Here is an 18,521-nt window from a genome sequence, read left to right on the forward strand (position 1 = left end):
TGCGGGTGAGCAACGCACCCGGTTACCAGGCCCCCACCGTCACCGTCAGCTCGTCGTTGCCCCGCAGGGGCGTCGCCGAGGCAGTTCTGGTGGTCGGCGTCGTCAGCAACGACTCGAACAACAAGAGGTCGGACACCGATTCCGCGCCGAAGCTGCTGACACCCGCGCCCTTCTTCGACGCCACCGTCGTCACCGCGATCGAATCGGGCCTGCGGGCCCTCGGCGCGACCGGCGGCGAAGGGCAGACCCACCGGCTGGTCGTCGACGCATTGCCGGTCGGCAGTGTGCTCGCGGTGGGCCTCGGCAAGGATCGCGACGAGTGGCCCGCCGACGTGATCCGCCGCGCGGCGGGCAACGCGGCCCGCGCGCTCGACGGCAAGGTCGCCACGGTCATCACGACGTTGTCGGCGTCCGGCCCGCAGGCCCTCTCGGCCGCCGTCGAGGGTCTGATCCTCGGCGCCTACCGGTTCAGCGACTTCCGCAGCGAGAAGACCGCGCCCAAGGGGCCCGGGCTGACCGCGATCACCGTGCTGGCGCACGACACCAAGGCGCCGACCAAGGCCGAAGCGCAGCGCGGCGTCGACATCGCGACTGCGGTGGCCACTGCTCGTGACTTCGTCAACACCCCGCCCAGCCACCTGTTCCCCGATGAATTCGCCAAGCGCGCAAAGGCTTTCGGCGAGTCGGTCGGCCTCAAGGTCGAGGTTCTCGACGACAAGGCGCTGGAGAAGGCCGGGTACGGCGGCATCATCGGCGTCGGCAAGGGTTCGTCGCGACCGCCGCGCCTGGTGCGGCTGAGCCACCTCGGCGCCAAGCGCAAGGGCAAGCGCGTCGCGCTCGTGGGCAAGGGCATCACGTTCGACACCGGCGGCATCTCGATCAAGCCCGCAGCCAACATGCACCACATGACGTCCGACATGGGTGGTGCGGCCGCGGTCATCGCGACCGTGGCGCTCGCCGCGGTGCGCCAGTTGCCGATCGACGTGATCGCGACCGTGCCGATGGCCGAGAACATGCCGTCGGCGACCGCGCAGCGGCCCGGCGACGTGCTGACCCAGTACGGCGGTATCACCGTGGAGGTGCTCAACACCGACGCCGAGGGCCGGCTGATCCTGGCCGACGCGATCGTGCGGGCCTGCGAGGACAACCCCGACTACCTGATCGAGACCTCGACGCTGACCGGCGCGCAGACCGTGGCACTCGGCGCGCGCACCCCCGGTGTGATGGGCAGCGACGAGTTCCGCGACCGCGTCGCGAAGCTGTCGCAGGACGTCGGCGAGAACGGTTGGCCCATGCCGCTTCCCGAGGAACTGCGCGACGACCTCAAGTCCACGGTCGCCGACCTGGCCAACGTCAGCGGATCGCGTTTCGCCGGAATGCTGGTGGCGGGCACCTACCTTCGCGAGTTCGTCGCCGAGGGTGTGCAGTGGGCCCACATCGACGTCGCGGCGCCCGCGTACAACACCGGCGGGCCGTGGGGCTACACGCCCAAGGGCGGAACGGGTGTGCCTGCGCGCACGATGTTCGCCGTGCTGGAGGACATCGCGGCGAACGGCTAGAGCACCTGGGAGCGGGCCGCGCGGCGCAGCGCGGCCGGGAACAGGCGTGAGACCCCGTAGGCCACATAGGCTTCCGGGGTCACCGGCCGCAGCGCCTGGTTGCGCGACACCGCGGAGGTGACGGCCTTGGCGACCTTCTCGGGCCCGTAGCGGCGGGCCTGGAAGGTCTTCTTGACCTGGGCCCGCCGCGCCTCGACCTGCCCCGCCTTGTGCGCGGGCACGTCGAACCGTGTGGTGTCGACGATCCCGGTGTCGATCATGCCCGGGCACAGTGTGGTGACGCCGATCCCGGCGTGGGCGAGTTCGGCGCGCAGGCAGTCGGAGAACATGAAGACCGCGGCCTTGCTCGTGGCGTAGGCGTTCATCGACCCGGCGGGTGAGTAGGCCGCCATGGACGCGACGTTGACGATGTGTCCGCCTGTGCCCTGCTCGACCAGGCGGCGCCCGAAGGCGCGGCAGCAGTTGACCACCCCGCCGAAGTTGACCTCGAGCACCCGCTCGTACTGGTCGGCCGGGGTGTCCAGGAAATTACCCGCATGCCCGATGCCCGCGTTGTTGACCACGATGTCGGGCACGCCGTGCGTCGCGCACACGTCGTCGACGAACCGCTGCACGGCATCGGGATCGGCGACGTCGAGACCGTAGGCGTGGGCCACCCCGCCGGCCTCGTCGATCGCGGTCGCCGTGGCTTTCGCCCCGGCCTCGTCGATGTCGCTGACCACGATCTCGGCGCCCAGCCTGGCGAACTCCAGCGCCGTGGCACGTCCGATGCCGCTCGCGGCACCTGTCACCGATACGAGCGTGTCGCTGAAAGCCTTTCGCGGCCTGGCCACCTCGGCCCGGCGCAGGGCGCGGGCCGGTGGCGCGCCTTCCATGTGGTCGACGAACTCGCCGACGGCCTGCGCGATGGCGCGCGGGTGCGAGAACGGCGCCCAGTGCCCGGCGTCGAGGTCACGGCGCCACAGCAGCGGCACCCACTTGGACTCGTCGCGGTAGCCCTCGCCACGCACCACGGGATCCTTGCGGTTGCAGATCAACTGCACGGGCACCTGCACGTAGTGGTCGCGGCGCACGTGGGTGAACGAGCGGATCGCGTTGGCGCGGTAGATCTTCAGCGAGTTCGCGGCGTCGATGTCGAGGTTCTCGGACTGGAATTTGGGTCCGGGTGTGTCGATGGCCTGCAGGCGGCGCGCCGCCCCGCGGCGCATCAGCGCGGGCGCGAGCACGGGGATCGAGAACGGGATCCAGTAGCTGAACCGCGAAGCCAGGTTGACGGCCCTGGCGAACTGGACGGGGCGGTACGGCCGGGCCAGGCCGCGTCGCACGTAGGCGCCGTAATGGTCGGTGCTGGGCCCCGACACCGACGTGAACGACACCATGCGTGCCGCCGATCCCTGCCGGCTCAGGTACTCCCAAATCCCCACCGAGCCCCAGTCGTGGGCGAGCACGTGCACGGGCGCGTCGGGGCTCACCGCGTCGATCACGGCCGAGAAGTCGTCGGCGAAGCGTTCCATCGTGTATGCCGACGTCGCCTTGGGCACGTCGGAGGCGCCCGCGCCACGGTTGTCGTAGCGCACGATGCGGTACCGGTCCCCCAGCTCACGCACGACGCCGTCCCACAACACGTGCGAGTCAGGCCAGCCGTGGGCCATCACGATGGTGGGCCGCTCGGGGTCGCCCTGCTGGTAGACCGCGATGCGCGTGCCGTCCTGGCTGGTGACGAAGGTGTGCATGTTGCCCCCTGCATGACGCCGATGAATGCCGAGACGACAGTATCCAATACCGCCGGTACCGGGTAGAGGTGGCGCTAGCTTTCTTCCAGTTCGCGCCGCATGGCGCGTTTGCGTTCGATGCGGCGGCGCGCGTCGTGGTCACGCATGCGCTGCGGGTAGCCGGTCTTCTGGACGTCGTAGACCGGGATCTTCAGCCGGTCGGCGAGCCTGCGGGCTCCGCGCTCTCCCCCGGCGCGCCGCCTGGTCCATTCTCCGTCGGCCGCGACGAGCACCACAGTGACATCGGTGACGGTGGTCCTGGGTTCCACGTACGCCTCGACCCCGGTGTGCTCAGCCACCCATCTCTGCATGTACTGGAGGTCGGCCGCGGGGTCGCCCGCACGCACCGATCCTCCGCGGCGGAATCTGTCGAACCATCCCAACCGACCGGTCTCCTCACTGCGTTGGCCCCGTTTTCGATAGTGCCAGAGCTTTTCTGTGGCCTGGGTAACCCTGAGTTCGTACGAACGGCGGACCAATGACAGGATGGTCCTGACATTCCAGTTAGGTGCCGTACCCGGTGCACCTGACTGTGGTAAGCCAGAGTTCGAGTCGTCAAAAGTGACCGTCCGAGGGAGTCAACACACATGGCCATCTCCGTCCAGATGCCCGCACTAGGTGAGAGTGTCACAGAGGGGACGGTGACCCGCTGGCTCAAGCAGGAGGGCGACACCGTCGAACTCGACGAGCCACTGCTCGAGGTGTCCACCGACAAGGTCGACACCGAGATCCCCTCCCCGGCCGCCGGTGTGTTGACGAAGATCGTCGCGCAGGAGGACGACACCGTGGAGATCGGTGGCGAACTCGCGGTGATCGGCGAGGCCGGCGAGGCATCCGCCGAGGCACCCTCTGAAGACTCCGCCCCGGCTCCCGAGCCTGAGCCCGAACCCGAGCCCCAGCAGACCCAGCCGACCGCGGCCCCGGCGGAATCCGTCGAGTCCGCGCCTGCCGAATCGTCGGCCCCGTCGCAGGGCGGCGGGTCGGCCACCCCGATCCTGATGCCCGAGTTGGGCGAGTCGGTCACCGAGGGCACCGTGACCCGCTGGCTGAAGAACGTCGGCGACAAGGTCGAGGTCGACGAGCCGATCGTCGAGGTGTCCACCGACAAGGTCGACACCGAGATCCCGTCACCGGTGGCGGGCACGCTGCTGTCGATCACCGCCAACGAGGACGACGTCGTCGAGGTCGGCGGCGAGCTGGCGAAGATCGGCGACGCCGGCGCGGCGGCCGAGCCGAAGCCCGAGCCGAAACCCGAGCCCAAGGCCGAGCCGAAGCCCGAACCCAAGCCGGAACCTAAGCCCGAGCCCAAGGCCGAACCCAAGCCGGAACCGAAGCCCGAACCCAAGCCTGAGCCCAAGGCCGAGCCCGCCCCCGCGGCGAGCTCCGACGGTTCCCCCTATGTCACTCCGCTGGTGCGGAAGTTGGCCGCGGAGAACGGGATCGACCTCTCCACGGTCAAGGGCACCGGTGTCGGTGGCCGCATCCGCAAGCAGGACGTGCTCGCGGCCGCCGAGAAGGCCAAGGAGGCCAAGCAGGCTCCGGCAGCCTCCCCCGCCGCGGCGGCGCCCGCGGCCCCGGCTGCCGCATCGGCCACGCCTGCCCCGGCGCTCGCACACCTGCGCGGCACCACGCAGAAGGCGAACCGGATCCGTCAGATCACCGCGAAGAAGACGCGTGAGTCGCTGCAGGCCACCGCGCAGCTGACGCAGACCCACGAGGTCGACATGACCAAGATCGTGGCGCTGCGGGCCCGCGCCAAGGCCGAGTTCGCCGAGCGCGAAGGCGTCAACCTCACGTTCCTGCCGTTCATCGCGCGTGCGGTGATCGACGCGTTGAAGATCCACCCCAACGTCAACGCCAGCTACAACGAGGACACCAAGGAGATCACCTACTACGACGCCGAGCACCTCGGCTTCGCGGTGGACACCGACCAGGGTCTGCTGTCGCCGGTGATCCACAACGCCGGTGACCTCTCGCTGGGCGGCCTGGCGCGCGCGATCGCCGATATCGCCGCCCGCGCCCGGTCGGGCAACCTCAAGCCCGATGAGCTGGCCGGTGGCACCTTCACGATCACCAACATCGGCAGCCAGGGCGCGCTGTTCGACACCCCGATCCTGGTTCCGCCGCAGGCGGCGATGCTGGGCACGGGTGCCATCGTCAAGCGGCCGCGCGTGATCGTCGACGAGTACGGCAACGAGTCGATCGGTGTCCGGTCGGTGTGCTACCTGCCGCTCACCTACGACCACCGCCTGATCGACGGCGCCGACGCCGGACGGTTCCTGACCACGATCAAGCGCAGGCTCGAAGAGGGCGCGTTCGAGGCCGACCTGGGTTTGTGAACCGGCCCCGGCCGGGGGGAGCTTGCAGGGGATTAGGAGGGGTTGAGGCAACGTGGCCGACGCCGTCATCGCGATCGCGGGGTCCTCTGGCCTGATCGGTTCGGCGCTGACGTCGGCGCTGCGTGCCGACGGTCACCGCGTGCTGCGCCTCGTGCGCAGGGCCCCGTCCAACCCCGACGAGCTGTTCTGGAACCCCGACACAGGTGAGTTCGACGCCACCGCGCTGCACGGCGTGGACGTCGTGGTGAACCTGTGCGGGGTCAACCTGGGCGACAAACGCTGGTCGGGCGCGTTCAAGCAGAGCCTGCGGGACAGCCGCATCGGACCCACCGAGGTGCTGTCGGCCGCGGTGGCCGACGCCGGCGTGCCGGTGCTGATCAACGCCAGCGCCGTGGGTTTCTACGGCGACACGCGTGACCGGATCACCGACGAGTCGGCCCCTGCGGGCCAGGGCTTCCTGGCCACGCTGTGCCAGGACTGGGAGGCCGCCACCGCGCAGGCCGTCGCGGCGGGCACTCGCGTGGTGCTGCTGCGCACGGGTCTGGTGCTGGCGCGCTCGGGCGGCCTGATCGGCCGGCTCAAGCCGCTGTTCTCGTTCGGGCTCGGCGCACGTCTGGGCAACGGCCGCCAGTACATGCCGTGGATCAGCCTGGAGGACCACATCCGCGCCGTGCGGTTCACGATGGACAACGACACGATGTCCGGCCCGGTGAACGTCACCGGGCCGGCCCCGGTCACCAACGCCGAGTTCACCTCGGTACTTGGCCGCACACTGGGCCGCCCGACGCCGTTGTTCGTACCCGCGGTGGCGCTGCGCACGCTGCTGGGCGAGTTCGCCGACGAAGGCCTGCTCGCCGGGCAGCGGGCGATCCCGGCGGCCCTGGAGAACAAGGGATTCGAATTCCACCACAAGACAGTGCGTGAGGCGCTCGCCCACGTCACCGCACCCAAGGAGCCCTGACGAGTACCGTCGATCCCGTGACATCGATCCGTTCGGCCAGCACGCCGGTCGAGGTGCGCCGCCTCGGCACGCTCGACTACACCTCCGCGTGGCAGCTGCAACGCGAGACCGCCGACGCCAGGGTGGCGGGCGGCCCCGACACCCTGCTGCTGCTGGAGCATCCGCCGGTCTACACCGCGGGTAAACGCACCGAACCGCACGAGCGTCCGCTCGACGGGACGCCCGTGGTGGACACCGACCGCGGCGGCAAGATCACCTGGCATGGCCCCGGCCAGCTGGTCGGCTACCCCATCATCGGGCTCACCGAGCCGCTGGACGTCGTGAACTTCGTTCGGCGCCTTGAAGAATCACTCATCACGGTGTGCGCCGAGCTCGGGCTGCACACCGAACGCGTCGAGGGGCGCTCGGGCGTGTGGGTGCCTGCCGACGACCTGCGGCCCGCGCGCAAGATCGGCGCGATCGGCATCCGCGTCTCGCGCGCGACGACGCTGCACGGGTTCGCGCTCAACTGCGACTGCGACCTGTCGGCGTTCTCCTCGATCATCCCGTGCGGCATCACCGACGCCGGGGTGACGTCCTTGACCGCGGAACTCGGCCGCCGCGTCACCGTCGACGAGGTCGCCGACCGGGTCGCCGCCGCGGTGTGCGACGCACTCGACGGCCGTTTGCCGGTCGGCCACCACGAAACCCTGAACGTAGGATGAATCTGTGACTGTCGTGCCAGAGGGACGCAAGCTGCTGCGACTGGAGGTCCGCAACGCGCAGACCCCCATCGAGCGCAAGCCACCGTGGATCAAGACCCGCGCCAAGATGGGCCCGGAGTACACCGAGCTCAAGGGTCTGGTGCGGCGCGAGGGTCTGCACACGGTCTGTGAAGAGGCCGGCTGCCCCAACATCTTCGAATGCTGGGAGGACCGCGAGGCCACGTTCCTCATCGGCGGTGAACAGTGCACGCGGCGTTGTGACTTCTGCCAGATCGACACCGGCAAGCCGGCCGACCTGGACCGTGACGAACCGCGCCGGGTCGCCGAGAGCGTGCAGGCCATGGGTCTGCGGTACTCGACGGTCACGGGCGTGGCGCGCGACGACCTGCCCGACGGCGGCGCCTGGTTGTACGCCGAGACTGTGCGCTTCATCAAGCGTCTCAACCCCAACACGGGCGTCGAACTTCTGATCCCCGACTTCAACGGCAACCCCGAGCAGCTCGAGGAAGTTTTCGAGTCGCGTCCGGAAGTGTTGGCGCACAACGTCGAAACGGTGCCGCGCATCTTCAAGCGGATTCGCCCGGCGTTCCGTTACGACCGTAGCCTCGCGGTGATCACCGCGGCCCGCAACTTCGGTCTGGTCACCAAGTCCAACCTGATCCTCGGCATGGGCGAGACCATCGACGAGGTGCGCACCGCGCTGCGTGACCTGCACGACGCCGGCTGCGACATCATCACCATCACGCAGTACCTGCGCCCGTCGCCGCGCCACCACCCCGTGGAGCGGTGGGTGCACCCCGACGAATTCGTCGAGCTCTCGGCCTATGCCGAGGGTCTCGGATTCGCCGGAGTGTTGGCCGGGCCACTCGTGCGGTCGTCCTACCGCGCGGGCAAGCTCTACGCACAGGCCGCACGGGTGCGATTCGCAGATCAGCCCCCCGTATCCTGAAGTAATGGCGAAGACGCGCAACACCGCTGAGACGAAAGCTGCGAAGGCCGCGGCGAAGGCAGCCCGCAAGGAGGCCTCCAAGCAGCGCCGCAGCCAGTTGTGGCAGGCGTTCCAGATCCAGCGCAAAGAAGACAAGCGGCTCGTGCCGTACATGGCGGGCGCTTTTGTGCTGATCGTCGCGATCGCGGTGGTCGCAGGCCTGCTCATCGGCGGTTTCACGAAGTTCACACTGATCCCGCTCGGCGTGGTGCTCGGCGCGCTGGTCGCGTTCATCATCTTCGGCCGGCGCGCGCAGAAGTCCGTGTACCGCAAGGCCGAGGGTCAGACCGGCGCCGCGGCCTGGGCGCTGGACAACCTGCGCGGCAAGTGGCGCGTGACGCCGGGCGTCGCGGCCACCGGCCACTTCGACGCCGTGCACCGCGTCATCGGCAGGCCCGGTGTGATCTTCGTCGGCGAGGGCGCCCCCAACCGGGTCAAGCCGCTGCTCGCGCAGGAGAAGAAGCGCACCGCGCGCCTGGTCGGCGAGACCCCGATCTACGACATCATCGTCGGCAACGGCGAGGGTGAGGTGCCGCTGGCCAAACTGGAGCGCCACCTCAACAAGCTGCCCGCCAACATAACCGTCAAGCAGATGGACGCGATCGAGTCGCGGCTGGCCGCGCTGGGCACCAAGGTCGGTCCGGCCGCGGTCCCGAAGGGTCCGCTGCCGCAGGCCGCCAAGATGCGCGGGGTGCAGCGCACGGCGCGTCGTCGCTGAGTTCAGCGGTTGACGTAACCGACAATCTGTCGGGTGTGTACCGCATGCGAGTGGGCGCCCCACTTCACCCGGCCCGACGCGGACGGGCCAGCACCCACGCGTAAACCCCCGCGGCGCTCCCCCGAGGCCACCGCGCACCGGACCGGCAGCGCCGACGCTCCGGCCGACTTCGTCTTCACCAACGGGCGCGTCCACACCGTGGCAGGCCCGTCGCCATGGGCCGAGGCTGTCGCAATTCGCGGCAACACCATCACGCATGTCGGGCGCACTGCCGAGGTGCTCAGCGCCGCCGGACCGCGCACGCGCGTCATCGACCTCGGCGGCAGGCTGCTCATGCCGGGCTTCGTCGAAGGCCATACCCATCCGATGCTCGGCGCCTTCCTGAGCCACGGCGTCGACCTGCAGGTGCCCACCAAGGACGATGCGCTCGCGGCCATCGCAGCCCACGCCGAGCAGCACCCCGAGGGTGTCGTGCGCGGCTTCGGCTGGCGTGTGGACATGTTCGGGCCCGACGGTCCGTCACGTGCCGATCTGGACCGGGTGCTGCCCGACCGCCCCGGTTTGTTCTTCGCGATCGACGCGCACAGCATGTGGGCCAACACCGCGGCACTGCAGATGGCCGGCATCGACCGGGACACCCCTGATCCGGTCCCCGGGTTCAGTTACTTCCAGCGCGATGCCGACGGCGAGCCGACGGGCTACGTGCTGGAGGTCAACGCGGTGCTGGGGCTGGTCGACGCCGTCGAACCGATCTCGGCACCGGGCATGCGTCGCATGCTCGAAGGGTGGCTGCCTGCGGCGGCCGCGGCGGGCATCACCACGGTCTTCGACGCCGGGGTGCCGCCGGTGGGCGGTGATCAGGCCGCGATGATCGCGCTCTACGCCGATCTCGACGAGGCCGGCGCGCTGCCGTTCCGGGTCGTGGCGTCGTACGCGATCAAGTCGCCGCCGCCCGGCGGGCGCTTCGAGGACGTCCTGGCGCAGTTCCGGGCCGCCCGCGACAGCGTCGGCACGGACCTGGTGAACGTCGATGTCCTCAAGATCGTCGGCGACGGGACGCAGGGCGGTTACACGGCGTGGCTGATCGAACCGTACGCCGACAGGCCGGACTCCACGGGCAGCTCACCGTTCACCGAGGAGCAGTGGCACGAGATGATCGGCCTGTTCGACGCGGCAGGCGTAAACGTGCACGTCCACGCGTGCGGTGAGTGCACTGCGCGCGTGGCGCTCGACGCCATCGAGCGCGCGGTCGCGGTCAATGGGCCACGCGACCGCCGGCACACCATCGCCCACCTGGTGTTCGTCGACGACGCCGACGCGGCCCGGTTCGCCGAACTCGGCGTCGTCGCGCAGTTCTCGGCAAACTGGTTCTCCGCCGACCCCGACACCGTGCAGAACATGGCCGCGCGCTACGGATCGCCCCGCAAGGACCACCTCTACCGCGCGCGGGACATCCTGCGGGCCGGTGGCCGCATCTCGCTGGGCACCGACTGGCCCGCCGCCGGATACTTCTCCACTCACAAGCCGCTCGACGCCATCGAGATCGCGGTCACGCGCCAACTGATCGGCGATGCGCACGCGCCGGTGCTCTCCCCCGCCGACCAGCGGTTGTCGGTGGCCGAGGCCGTGCACGCCAACACCCTCGGGGCGGCCTACCAGCTACGGCTCGACGACGTCGTCGGTTCGGTCGAAGTGGGCAAGCGCGCGGATCTCATCGTGCTCGACACCGACATCTTCAAGATCGATCCGCACGACATCCACACCGCCGAGGTCGTCCTGACCATGATGGACGGCCGGATTCGGCACGATACGTCGCGCGTCAGCGACGCAGCACCGCGGTGAAGCTCGCGCGGTCGTGCAGGCCGCGCAGGTCGCTGTCGGACACCAGCGGCGGGATGAGCAGCGCGATCAGCAGCACGCGGATGAACGCGCGGACTATGCCGATGCCGTCTCGCCCGTCGGCGGGCACCACCACGAGGCCCAGCACGTACTGCCCGGGCGTGAACGAGAACAACCGCACCGCGAGCGTGCCGATCACCATCCAGATCACCAGCACCGCGGTGGACAGCAGCGGGAACGAGATCACGCCGAACGTCATCAGCAGCGCGGCCAGCCCGTACGCGATCAACCAGTCCACGATCAGTGCGCCGAGGCGCCGGCCCGTCCGCGCGATCGATCCGGGGCCGTCCTCGGGCAATCCCAACCGCTCACCTGGGTACTTGCCTCTGCGATCGTTGCCATCGGATCCGTCGCCGGCATCGAACGGACCGGGACCGGATAGCCAGGATCCCAACCGGGAGCCGTTTGTGCGGGCCATGATGTCAGGATAGGCGCGTGCGGATGTCCGGCCGCCGGGTGCCACGTCGCGACGCGGTTCACACCGATGTGTGCTGGAGTTCACCGGCGGACACGCTCAAACCGATTGCGTAACGTCGGCGCAACATCGGGTTGACGACTGCGCAACATCGTGTCCTTAGCGTCAACGCGCGGGTTACCAGTAAAGGAGAACACTCAGTGGCAGAAAAGACGTCCGACGACATCTTCAAGCTGATCAAGGACGAAAACGTCGAGTACGTCGACATTCGCTTCTGTGATCTGCCCGGCGTCGTCCAGCACTTCTCGATCCCGGCGTCGGCGTTCGATGAAAGCGTCTTCGAGGACGGGCTTGCATTCGACGGCTCTTCGGTGCGTGGGTTCCAGTCGATCCACGAATCCGACATGATGCTGCTGCCCGATCCCAACACCGCGCGCATCGACCCGTTCCGGGCGGCGAAGACGCTCAACATGAACTTCTTCGTCCACGATCCGTTCACGCGCGAGGCGTACTCCCGCGACCCCCGCAACGTCGCCCGCAAGGCCGAGAACTACCTGGCCAGCACCGGCATCGCCGACACCGCGTTCTTCGGCGCCGAGGCCGAGTTCTACATCTTCGACTCGGTGAGCTTCGACTCCAAGATCAACGGCACGTTCTACGAGGTCGACTCGGAGTCGGGCTGGTGGAACACCGGTGAGCCCTTCGAGTCCGACGGCAGCGCCAACCGTGGCTACAAGGTCCGTCCCAAGGGCGGCTACTTCCCCGTCGCGCCCTACGACCACTACGTCGACCTGCGCGACCAGATGGCCACCAACCTGCAGAACGCCGGCTTCACCCTCGAACGCGGTCACCACGAGGTGGGCACCGCCGGTCAGGCCGAGATCAACTACAAGTTCAACACGCTGCTGGCCGCGGCCGACGATGTGCTGCTGTTCAAGTACATCATCAAGAACACCGCATGGCAGGCCGGCAAGACCGTCACCTTCATGCCGAAGCCGCTGTTCGGCGACAACGGTTCGGGCATGCACGCCCACCAGTCGCTGTGGAAGGACGGCCAGCCGCTGTTCCACGACGAGTCCGGTTACGCCGGTCTGTCGGACATCGCCCGTCACTACATCGGCGGCATCCTGCACCACGCGCCGTCGCTGCTGGCGTTCACCAACCCGACGGTGAACTCCTACAAGCGTCTGGTGCCCGGCTACGAGGCCCCGATCAACCTGGTGTACAGCCAGCGCAACCGCTCGGCGTGCGTGCGTATCCCGATCACCGGCAACAACCCGAAGGCCAAGCGCCTCGAGTTCCGTTGCCCGGACAGCTCGGGCAACCCGTACCTGGCGTTCGCGGCCATGCTCATGGCGGGCATCGACGGCATCAAGAAGAAGATCGAGCCGCTGCAGCCGGTCGACAAGGACCTCTACGAGCTGCCGCCGGACGAGGCCGCCGCGATCCCGCAGGCGCCCACCTCGCTCTCCGCGGTGATCGACAAGCTCGAAGAGGATCACGAATACCTCACCGAGGGTGGCGTGTTCACCGAGGATCTGATCGAGACCTGGATCTCCTACAAGCGTGAGAACGAGATCATGCCGATCCAGATCCGTCCTCACCCGTACGAGTTCTCGCTCTACTACGACGTGTAAGTCGGCTCGCCGACGCGACGTGTAAGTCGGCTCGCCGACGCGACGTGTAAGTCGGCTCGCCGACGCGACGTGTAAGTCGACGTAGACACAAAAAGGCCGGGCGCATTGCGCGCCCGGCCTTTTGCGTAGCGCCGAGTTCTGCACCAGGGCTGCGATCTCGGCGCGCGCACAACCCTGGTGCAGTAATCGACGCCCCCGCACGGGACAATGACATTCATGCGGGTTCTGGTTCAGCGGGTGTCACGCGCGCAGGTCACGGTCGACGGTGAGGTGGTCGGTGCGATCGACCCGCAGCCACAAGGGCTTTTGGCCCTCGTCGGTGTCACGCATGACGACGACGCCGCCAAGGCACAGCGGTTGGCCGAAAAGCTGTGGAAGTTGAGGATTCTCGACGACGAACACTCGGCTTCGGATGTGGCGGCGCCGATCCTGGTGATCAGCCAGTTCACTCTGTACGCCAACACCGACAAGGGCAGGCGCCCGTCGTGGAACGCCGCGGCACCCGGCCCGGTTGCCGAGCCGCTGGTCACCGAGTTCACCGAGGCACTGCGACGCCTCGGAGCCACCGTGGAGACGGGGGTTTTCGGTGCGCACATGGAAGTCGAGCTGGTCAACGATGGGCCGGTGACAGTGTTGCTGGAGTTGTAGGCTCCGCCCTGCGCGTATGGTCTGATCATGACGACCAATCTGGACACCCGGCTCGCCACCTACTCCCCCGTCGTTGTCGCGATCTTCCGCATCGTGTTCGGTTTCCTGTTCGCCGTGCACGGCGCGTCGAAACTCTTCGCCTGGCCCGTCGATTCGGGCAGCGGCGCCGTACCCGTCGGCACATGGCCGTACTGGTACGCCGGTGTGATCGAGCTGGTCCTCGGCCTGCTCATCATGGTCGGCCTGTTCACGCGCATCGCGGCGTTCATCGCCAGCGGCCACATGGCGGTCGCCTACTTCTGGCAGCATCAGCCAAAGGGCTTGCTACCGCTGGAGAACGGCGGTGAACCCACCGTGCTGTTCTGCTTCGGCTTCCTGCTGCTGTTCGCGATCGGCGGCGGTGCGTTCGCGCTCGACGCGGCGCGCGCGAAACGCTAGACGTCAAACGCTGAAACCTACCCGCCGAAAATCTTGCGGACGACCGCCTTTGCCCGCCGCGTCACGCGCAGGTAGTTGTCGAGGAACTCGCCGCCGTCATCGCTGCCCCATCCGGCGGCCAGCGCCACCGCATTGAGCTGGCGACCCGGGCCGGGAAGCTGATCGGTGGGCTTGCCGCGCACCAGCACCAGGGCGTTGCGTGCGCGGGTCGCGGTCAGCCACGCCTCGCGCAGCAGTTCGACATCGCCTTCGGCGACCAGTTCGGCCGCGCCGATCGCGTTGAGGGCCTCCAGCGTCGAGGTGTTGTGCAGCGCAGGCACTTTGTGCGCGTACCGCAGCTGCAGCAGCTGCACGGTCCACTCGATGTCGGCGAGCCCGCCGCGGCCCAGCTTGGTGTGTGTGTTCGGGTCGGCGCCGCGCGGCAGGCGCTCGGCGTCCACCCGCGCCTTGATGCGGCGGATCTCCTGGACCGCCGAGGCCGACACCCCGCCCTCGGGGTAGCGGATCTTGTCTGCCATGAGCAGGAACCGCTCACCGAGCTCGAGATCGCCCGCGACGCGGTGCGCGCGCAGAAGCGCCTGGATCTCCCACGGCTGCGCCCACTGTGAGTAGTACGCGTCGTACGAGGCGAGGGTGCGCACCAGCGGCCCGCTGCGGCCCTCGGGGCGCAGCCCGGTGTCGACCTCAAGCGGCGGATCGGCGCTCGGTGTCCCCAGCAGGGCGCGCACCTGTTCGGCCACGCCCACCGACCACCGCACCGCAACCGATTCCTCGACACCGGAATTGGGCTCGCATACGAACATCACGTCGGCGTCGGAGCCGTACCCCAGCTCGCCGCCGCCCAGCCGGCCCATGCCGATCACCGCGATCCGTGCCGGCACACCGGAATCCGGCGTGTTGGCCCGGATCACGACGTCCAGCGCGGCCTGGAGCACCGCGACCCACACCGCGGTCAGTGACTTGCACACGTCGGTCACGTCGAGCATGCCCAGCACGTCGGCCGACGCGATCCGCGCAAGTTCACGGCGGCGCAGCGTGCGCGCGGCCGCGATCGCCCGCACCGGATCGGCATACCTGCTCGCCGACGCCACCAGCGCCCGCGCCCGGCTCTCCCGGTCGTCCTCAAGCAGTTTCGGCCCGGTCGGGCCGTCGGCGTACATCTGGATGACCTCGGGGGCGCGCATCAACAGCTCGGGGATGTACGCCGAGGTGCCCAGCACCCGCATGAGCCGCTTGGCCACCGCGCCCTCGTCGCGCAGCGTGCCGAGAAACCAACGCAGATCGGAGTGTTCGTCGCTCAGGCGACGGTAGGCCAGCAGGCCCGCGTCCGGGTCGGGGGTGTCGGACAGCCAGTCGAGCAGCGTGGGCAGCAGGATCTGCTGGATGCGGCCCTTGCGTCCGGTGGCTCCGGTGAGCGCCGCGAGATGGGTCAGCGCGCTCTGCGGGCGCTCGTAACCCAGTGCGGCCAACTGCCGTTCGGCCGCCTCGGCGCTCATGCCCTCGCCGATGCCGAGTGCGGTGCGCCCCACCGATTCCAGCAGCGGCTGGTAGAAGAGCTTGGCGTGCAACCGCGACACCCGCAGGCTCTGCCGCTTGAGTTCCTCGCGCAGCACGCCCTGCGCATCGTGTGTGCCGTCGGGCCGGATGTGCGCGGCCCGTGCCAGCCACCGGTAGGCCTCGTCATCGCTGTCGTCGGGCAGCATGTGGGTGCGCTTGAGCCGTTGCAACTGCAGGCGGTGTTCGAGCAACCTCAGGAACTCGTACGACGCGGTCATGTTGGCGGCGTCGTCGCGGCCGACGTAGCCGCCCTCGCCGAGTGCGGCCAGCGCGTCGACCGTCGACGCCACGTGCAGCGACTCGTCGGTGCGGCCGTGCACCAATTGCAGCAGCTGGACGGCGAATTCGACGTCGCGCAGGCCACCGGTGCCGAGCTTGATCTCGCGCGACCGCACGTCGGCGGGCACGAGTTCCTCGACGCGGCGGCGCATGGCCTGCACCTCGGGAACGAAATCCTCACGCTCGCAGGCAGTCCACACCATGGGCATCAGCGCGTCGATGTAGGCCTGACCCAGCTCGGGATCACCCGCGGCGGGCCGCGCCTTGAGCAGCGCCTGGAACTCCCACGTCTTGGCCCACCGCCGGTAGTAGGCGACGTGCGAGTCCAGCGTGCGAACCAGTTGGCCCCGTTTGCCTTCCGGCCGCAGCGCGGCGTCGACCTCGAAGAACGCGTCGCCGGCGAACCGCATCATCTCGCCGGCCACGCGCGTGGCGGTCGCGAGATTGTCGCTGCGGCCGTGCTTTTCGATGTCCTCACCCACGAAGATGACGTCGACGTCGCTGACGTAGTTGAGCTCGCGCGCGCCGCACTTGCCCATCGCGATGACCGCGAGTCGCGGATCCAGATCGCCGCACACCGTGCGGGTGGCCACGATCAGCGCGGCGCTCAGCGCGGCGTCGGCCAGGTCGGACAGGTGCGAGGAGACGGTGACAAACGGCAGTACCGGTTCGTTCTCGACGGTCGAGGCGACGTCGAGGGCTGCGAGCACCAGCAGACGGTCGCGGTAGAGGTCGCGCAGCGGCGGGACCGCGGCGCTGGCGCCGCGCTCGATGTCGACGCTTTTCGCCGCGTCGTCGAACGTCTCGCGGAGTTCACCCGCGGACGGAAGCGTGACGTCGCCGTGCAGCAGGCGCCAGGACTGCGGGTGGGCCACCAGGTGGTCACCCAGCGCCAGCGACGAGCCGAGCACGGCGAACAACCGGCCCCGCAGCGGGCGGTCGGTGAGCAGCAGCCGGTTGAGTTCGTCCCAGTCGACCTTGAGCTCGTCGGCGAGGCGCACCATGGCCAGCAGCGCCGCGTCGGCGTCCGGGGCCCGCGACAGCGACCACAGCAGTTCGACGTGGTCGTCGGTGTTCCAGCCGAGCTGATCGAGATGAGCGGGTGCATGCGGATCGAACAGCCCGAGCCGGCCGACACTGGGCAGCCTCGGGCGTTCGGTGGCGGGCTTTCGCACGTCCACGACGGTATCGCACCGGGCACCACGCCCGGCACGACCCCGACCGCGGACGCTACAGCGACAGGTAGTTCTTGAGCTCGTACGGCGTGACGTGGCTGCGGTAGTTCTCCCACTCGCTGCGCTTGTTGCGCAGGAAGTAGTCGAACACGTGCTCCCCCAACGCTTCTGCGACCAGTTCAGAGTTCTCCATGGCCTCCAGGGCGTTGCCCAGGCTGGTCGGCAGTTCGCGGTAGCCCATGGCGCGGCGTTCCTCGGGCGTCAGGCTCCACACGTTGTCCTCGGCCTGGGGGCCCAGCACGTAGCCCTTCTCGACGCCACGCAGGCCCGCGGCCAGCAGCACCGCGAACGTCAGGTACGGGTTGCACGCCGAGTCAGGGCTGCGCACCTCGACGCGTCGTGACGACACCTTGTGCGGCGTGTACATCGGCACCCGCACCAGCGCCGAGCGGTTGGCCGCACCCCACGACGCCGCGGTGGGCGCCTCGCCGCCGTGCACCAGGCGCTTGTAGGAGTTCACCCACTGGTTGGTGACGGCGCTGATCTCGTTGGCGTGTTCGAGGATGCCCGCGATGAACGACTTGGCGACGTCGGAGAGCTGCAGCGGATCGTCGGGGCTGTGGAAGGCGTTGGTGTCGCCCTCGAACAGGCTCATGTGGGTGTGCATGGCCGAGCCCGGATGCTCGGCGAACGGCTTGGGCATGAACGACGCCCGGACACCGTCGGCCAGTGCCACTTCCTTGACCAGGTAGCGGAACGTCATGACGTTGTCGGCCATCGACAGCGCGTCGGCGTAGCGCAGGTCGATCTCCTGCTGGCCGGGTGCGCCCTCGTGATGGCTGAACTCGACCGAGATGCCCATCTGCTCAAGGGCCTCAATGGCATGGCGTCGGAAGTTGGGCGCCGCGTCGTGCACGGCCTGATCGAAGTAGCCGCCGTTGTCGGCGGGCTCGGGCGGGGTGCCGTCGTTGGGGCCGGGCTTGAGGAGGAAGAACTCGATCTCGGGGTGCACGTAGCACGTGAACCCGAGATCGCTGGCCTTGGCCAGCTGGCGGCGCAGCACGTGGCGCGAGTCGGCCCACGACGGCGAACCGTCGGGCATGGTGATGTCGCAGAACATGCGCGCCGAGTAGTGGTTGCCGTCGCTGGTCTTCCACGGCAGCACCTGGAACGTCGACGGGTCAGGCCGGGCGACGGTGTCGGATTCGAAGACGCGCGCGAACCCCTCGATCGAGGAGCCGTCGAAACCGATGCCCTCTTCGAACGCCCCCTCGAGTTCGGCGGGCGCGATCGCGACCGACTTGAGGTAACCGAGCACGTCGGTGAACCACAACCGAACGAAACGAATGTCGCGTTCCTCCAACGTGCGCAGCACGAATTCCTTCTGCCGGTCCATGCTCCGCAGCGTATGCACCGGCTGTTAAATCTGTGT

General features: G+C 68.7%; 15 protein-coding genes. 10 read left to right on the forward strand and 5 right to left on the reverse strand.

What is annotated here, in order from left to right; translation table 11 throughout:
- Window positions 1-5: 5 nt before the first annotated feature.
- Complete coding sequence (locus AT701_RS20940; RefSeq protein WP_014877992.1) at window positions 6-1,559, forward strand: leucyl aminopeptidase; 1,554 nt, start codon at window positions 6-8, stop codon at window positions 1,557-1,559.
- On the opposite strand, the gene AT701_RS20945 is transcribed toward AT701_RS20940, so the two are convergent.
- Both AT701_RS20945 and AT701_RS20950 read right to left on the reverse strand, forming a co-directional pair.
- Window positions 1,556-3,292: an SDR family oxidoreductase gene (locus AT701_RS20945; RefSeq protein ID WP_058126523.1), complete on the reverse strand. Its 1,737-nt coding sequence runs from the start codon at window positions 3,290-3,292 to the stop codon at window positions 1,556-1,558. The two genes, AT701_RS20940 and AT701_RS20945, sit on opposite strands and share 4 nt — an antisense overlap.
- A 74-nt stretch (window positions 3,293-3,366) precedes the next feature.
- On the reverse strand, window positions 3,367-3,714 hold the full coding sequence (locus tag AT701_RS20950; RefSeq protein ID WP_011729701.1) for a hypothetical protein: 348 nt from the start codon (window positions 3,712-3,714) through the stop codon (window positions 3,367-3,369).
- Between the two features lie 204 nt (window positions 3,715-3,918).
- Here AT701_RS20950 and sucB point away from each other — a divergent pair, with 204 nt between their 5' ends.
- Genes sucB through AT701_RS20980 form a run of 6 tightly spaced genes read left to right on the forward strand, consistent with a single transcriptional unit; the run spans window position 3,919 to window position 10,883 of the window.
- Window positions 3,919-5,670, forward strand: coding sequence for a 2-oxoglutarate dehydrogenase, E2 component, dihydrolipoamide succinyltransferase (sucB, locus tag AT701_RS20955; protein WP_058126524.1), 1,752 nt, complete (start codon window positions 3,919-3,921; stop codon window positions 5,668-5,670).
- Window positions 5,671-5,722: 52 nt separating this feature from the next.
- Window positions 5,723-6,631 (forward strand): TIGR01777 family oxidoreductase, encoded by a 909-nt coding sequence (locus AT701_RS20960; protein WP_003895680.1) that lies wholly within the window; start codon window positions 5,723-5,725, stop codon window positions 6,629-6,631.
- 17 nt (window positions 6,632-6,648) lie between these two features.
- Entirely contained in the window at window positions 6,649-7,335 is a 687-nt protein-coding gene (gene lipB, locus AT701_RS20965) for a lipoyl(octanoyl) transferase LipB (RefSeq protein ID WP_003895681.1), read from the forward strand.
- 4 nt (window positions 7,336-7,339) lie between these two features.
- A complete protein-coding gene (gene lipA / locus AT701_RS20970; RefSeq protein ID WP_003895682.1) occupies window positions 7,340-8,284 on the forward strand; it encodes a lipoyl synthase in 945 nt (314 codons plus the stop codon).
- A gap of 4 nt (window positions 8,285-8,288) precedes the next feature.
- The gene (locus tag AT701_RS20975) at window positions 8,289-9,041 is read left to right on the forward strand and encodes a DUF4191 domain-containing protein (RefSeq protein ID WP_003895683.1); all 753 of its coding nucleotides are present in this window, start codon (window positions 8,289-8,291) and stop codon (window positions 9,039-9,041) included.
- Window positions 9,042-9,074: 33 nt separating this feature from the next.
- Window positions 9,075-10,883, forward strand: coding sequence for an amidohydrolase (locus AT701_RS20980; protein WP_058126525.1), 1,809 nt, complete (start codon window positions 9,075-9,077; stop codon window positions 10,881-10,883).
- Here AT701_RS20980 and AT701_RS20985 read toward each other — a convergent pair.
- Complete coding sequence (locus AT701_RS20985) at window positions 10,861-11,358, reverse strand: RDD family protein (protein WP_014877994.1); 498 nt, start codon at window positions 11,356-11,358, stop codon at window positions 10,861-10,863. The genes AT701_RS20980 and AT701_RS20985 overlap by 23 nt on opposite strands.
- A 197-nt stretch (window positions 11,359-11,555) precedes the next feature.
- Between AT701_RS20985 and glnA (AT701_RS20990) the strand changes: the two genes are divergently transcribed.
- The 3 genes from glnA (AT701_RS20990) (at window position 11,556) to AT701_RS21000 (ending at window position 14,078) form a co-directional block, all read left to right on the forward strand.
- Entirely contained in the window at window positions 11,556-12,992 is a 1,437-nt protein-coding gene (glnA, locus tag AT701_RS20990; RefSeq protein WP_003895686.1) for a type I glutamate--ammonia ligase, read from the forward strand.
- A gap of 216 nt (window positions 12,993-13,208) precedes the next feature.
- Window positions 13,209-13,640, forward strand: a complete 432-nt coding sequence (dtd, locus tag AT701_RS20995) for a D-aminoacyl-tRNA deacylase (protein WP_058127691.1) — start codon at window positions 13,209-13,211, stop codon at window positions 13,638-13,640.
- A 27-nt stretch (window positions 13,641-13,667) separates the two neighbouring features.
- Window positions 13,668-14,078 carry a DoxX family protein gene (locus AT701_RS21000; RefSeq protein ID WP_003895688.1) on the forward strand — a complete coding sequence of 137 codons (411 nt, stop codon included), beginning with the start codon at window positions 13,668-13,670 and terminating at the stop codon, window positions 14,076-14,078.
- Window positions 14,079-14,095: 17 nt separating this feature from the next.
- Here the strand turns inward: AT701_RS21000 and AT701_RS21005 are convergent, their stop codons facing one another.
- Window positions 14,096-17,095: a bifunctional [glutamine synthetase] adenylyltransferase/[glutamine synthetase]-adenylyl-L-tyrosine phosphorylase gene (locus AT701_RS21005; protein WP_081319541.1), complete on the reverse strand. Its 3,000-nt coding sequence runs from the start codon at window positions 17,093-17,095 to the stop codon at window positions 14,096-14,098.
- A 49-nt stretch (window positions 17,096-17,144) separates the two neighbouring features.
- A complete protein-coding gene (gene glnA / locus AT701_RS21010; RefSeq protein ID WP_036453368.1) occupies window positions 17,145-18,485 on the reverse strand; it encodes a type I glutamate--ammonia ligase in 1,341 nt (446 codons plus the stop codon).
- Window positions 18,486-18,521 lie beyond the last annotated feature (36 nt).

The sequence above is a fragment of the Mycolicibacterium smegmatis genome, assembly GCF_001457595.1.
Classification (GTDB): domain Bacteria; phylum Actinomycetota; class Actinomycetes; order Mycobacteriales; family Mycobacteriaceae; genus Mycobacterium; species Mycobacterium smegmatis.

Excerpts from the sequence above, each read along its gene's own strand:
- AT701_RS20945 (WP_058126523.1), bottom strand. The coding sequence starts at position 3,292 with ATGCACACCTTCGTCACCAGCCAGGACGGCACGCGCATCGCGGTCTAC.
- sucB (WP_058126524.1), top strand. The coding sequence starts at position 3,919 with ATGGCCATCTCCGTCCAGATGCCCGCACTAGGTGAGAGTGTCACAGAG.
- AT701_RS20975 (WP_003895683.1), top strand. The coding sequence starts at position 8,289 with ATGGCGAAGACGCGCAACACCGCTGAGACGAAAGCTGCGAAGGCCGCG.
- AT701_RS20985 (WP_014877994.1), bottom strand. The coding sequence starts at position 11,358 with ATGGCCCGCACAAACGGCTCCCGGTTGGGATCCTGGCTATCCGGTCCC.
- dtd (WP_058127691.1), top strand. The coding sequence starts at position 13,209 with ATGCGGGTTCTGGTTCAGCGGGTGTCACGCGCGCAGGTCACGGTCGAC.
- AT701_RS21000 (WP_003895688.1), top strand. The coding sequence starts at position 13,668 with ATGACGACCAATCTGGACACCCGGCTCGCCACCTACTCCCCCGTCGTT.
- glnA (WP_036453368.1), bottom strand. The coding sequence starts at position 18,485 with ATGGACCGGCAGAAGGAATTCGTGCTGCGCACGTTGGAGGAACGCGAC.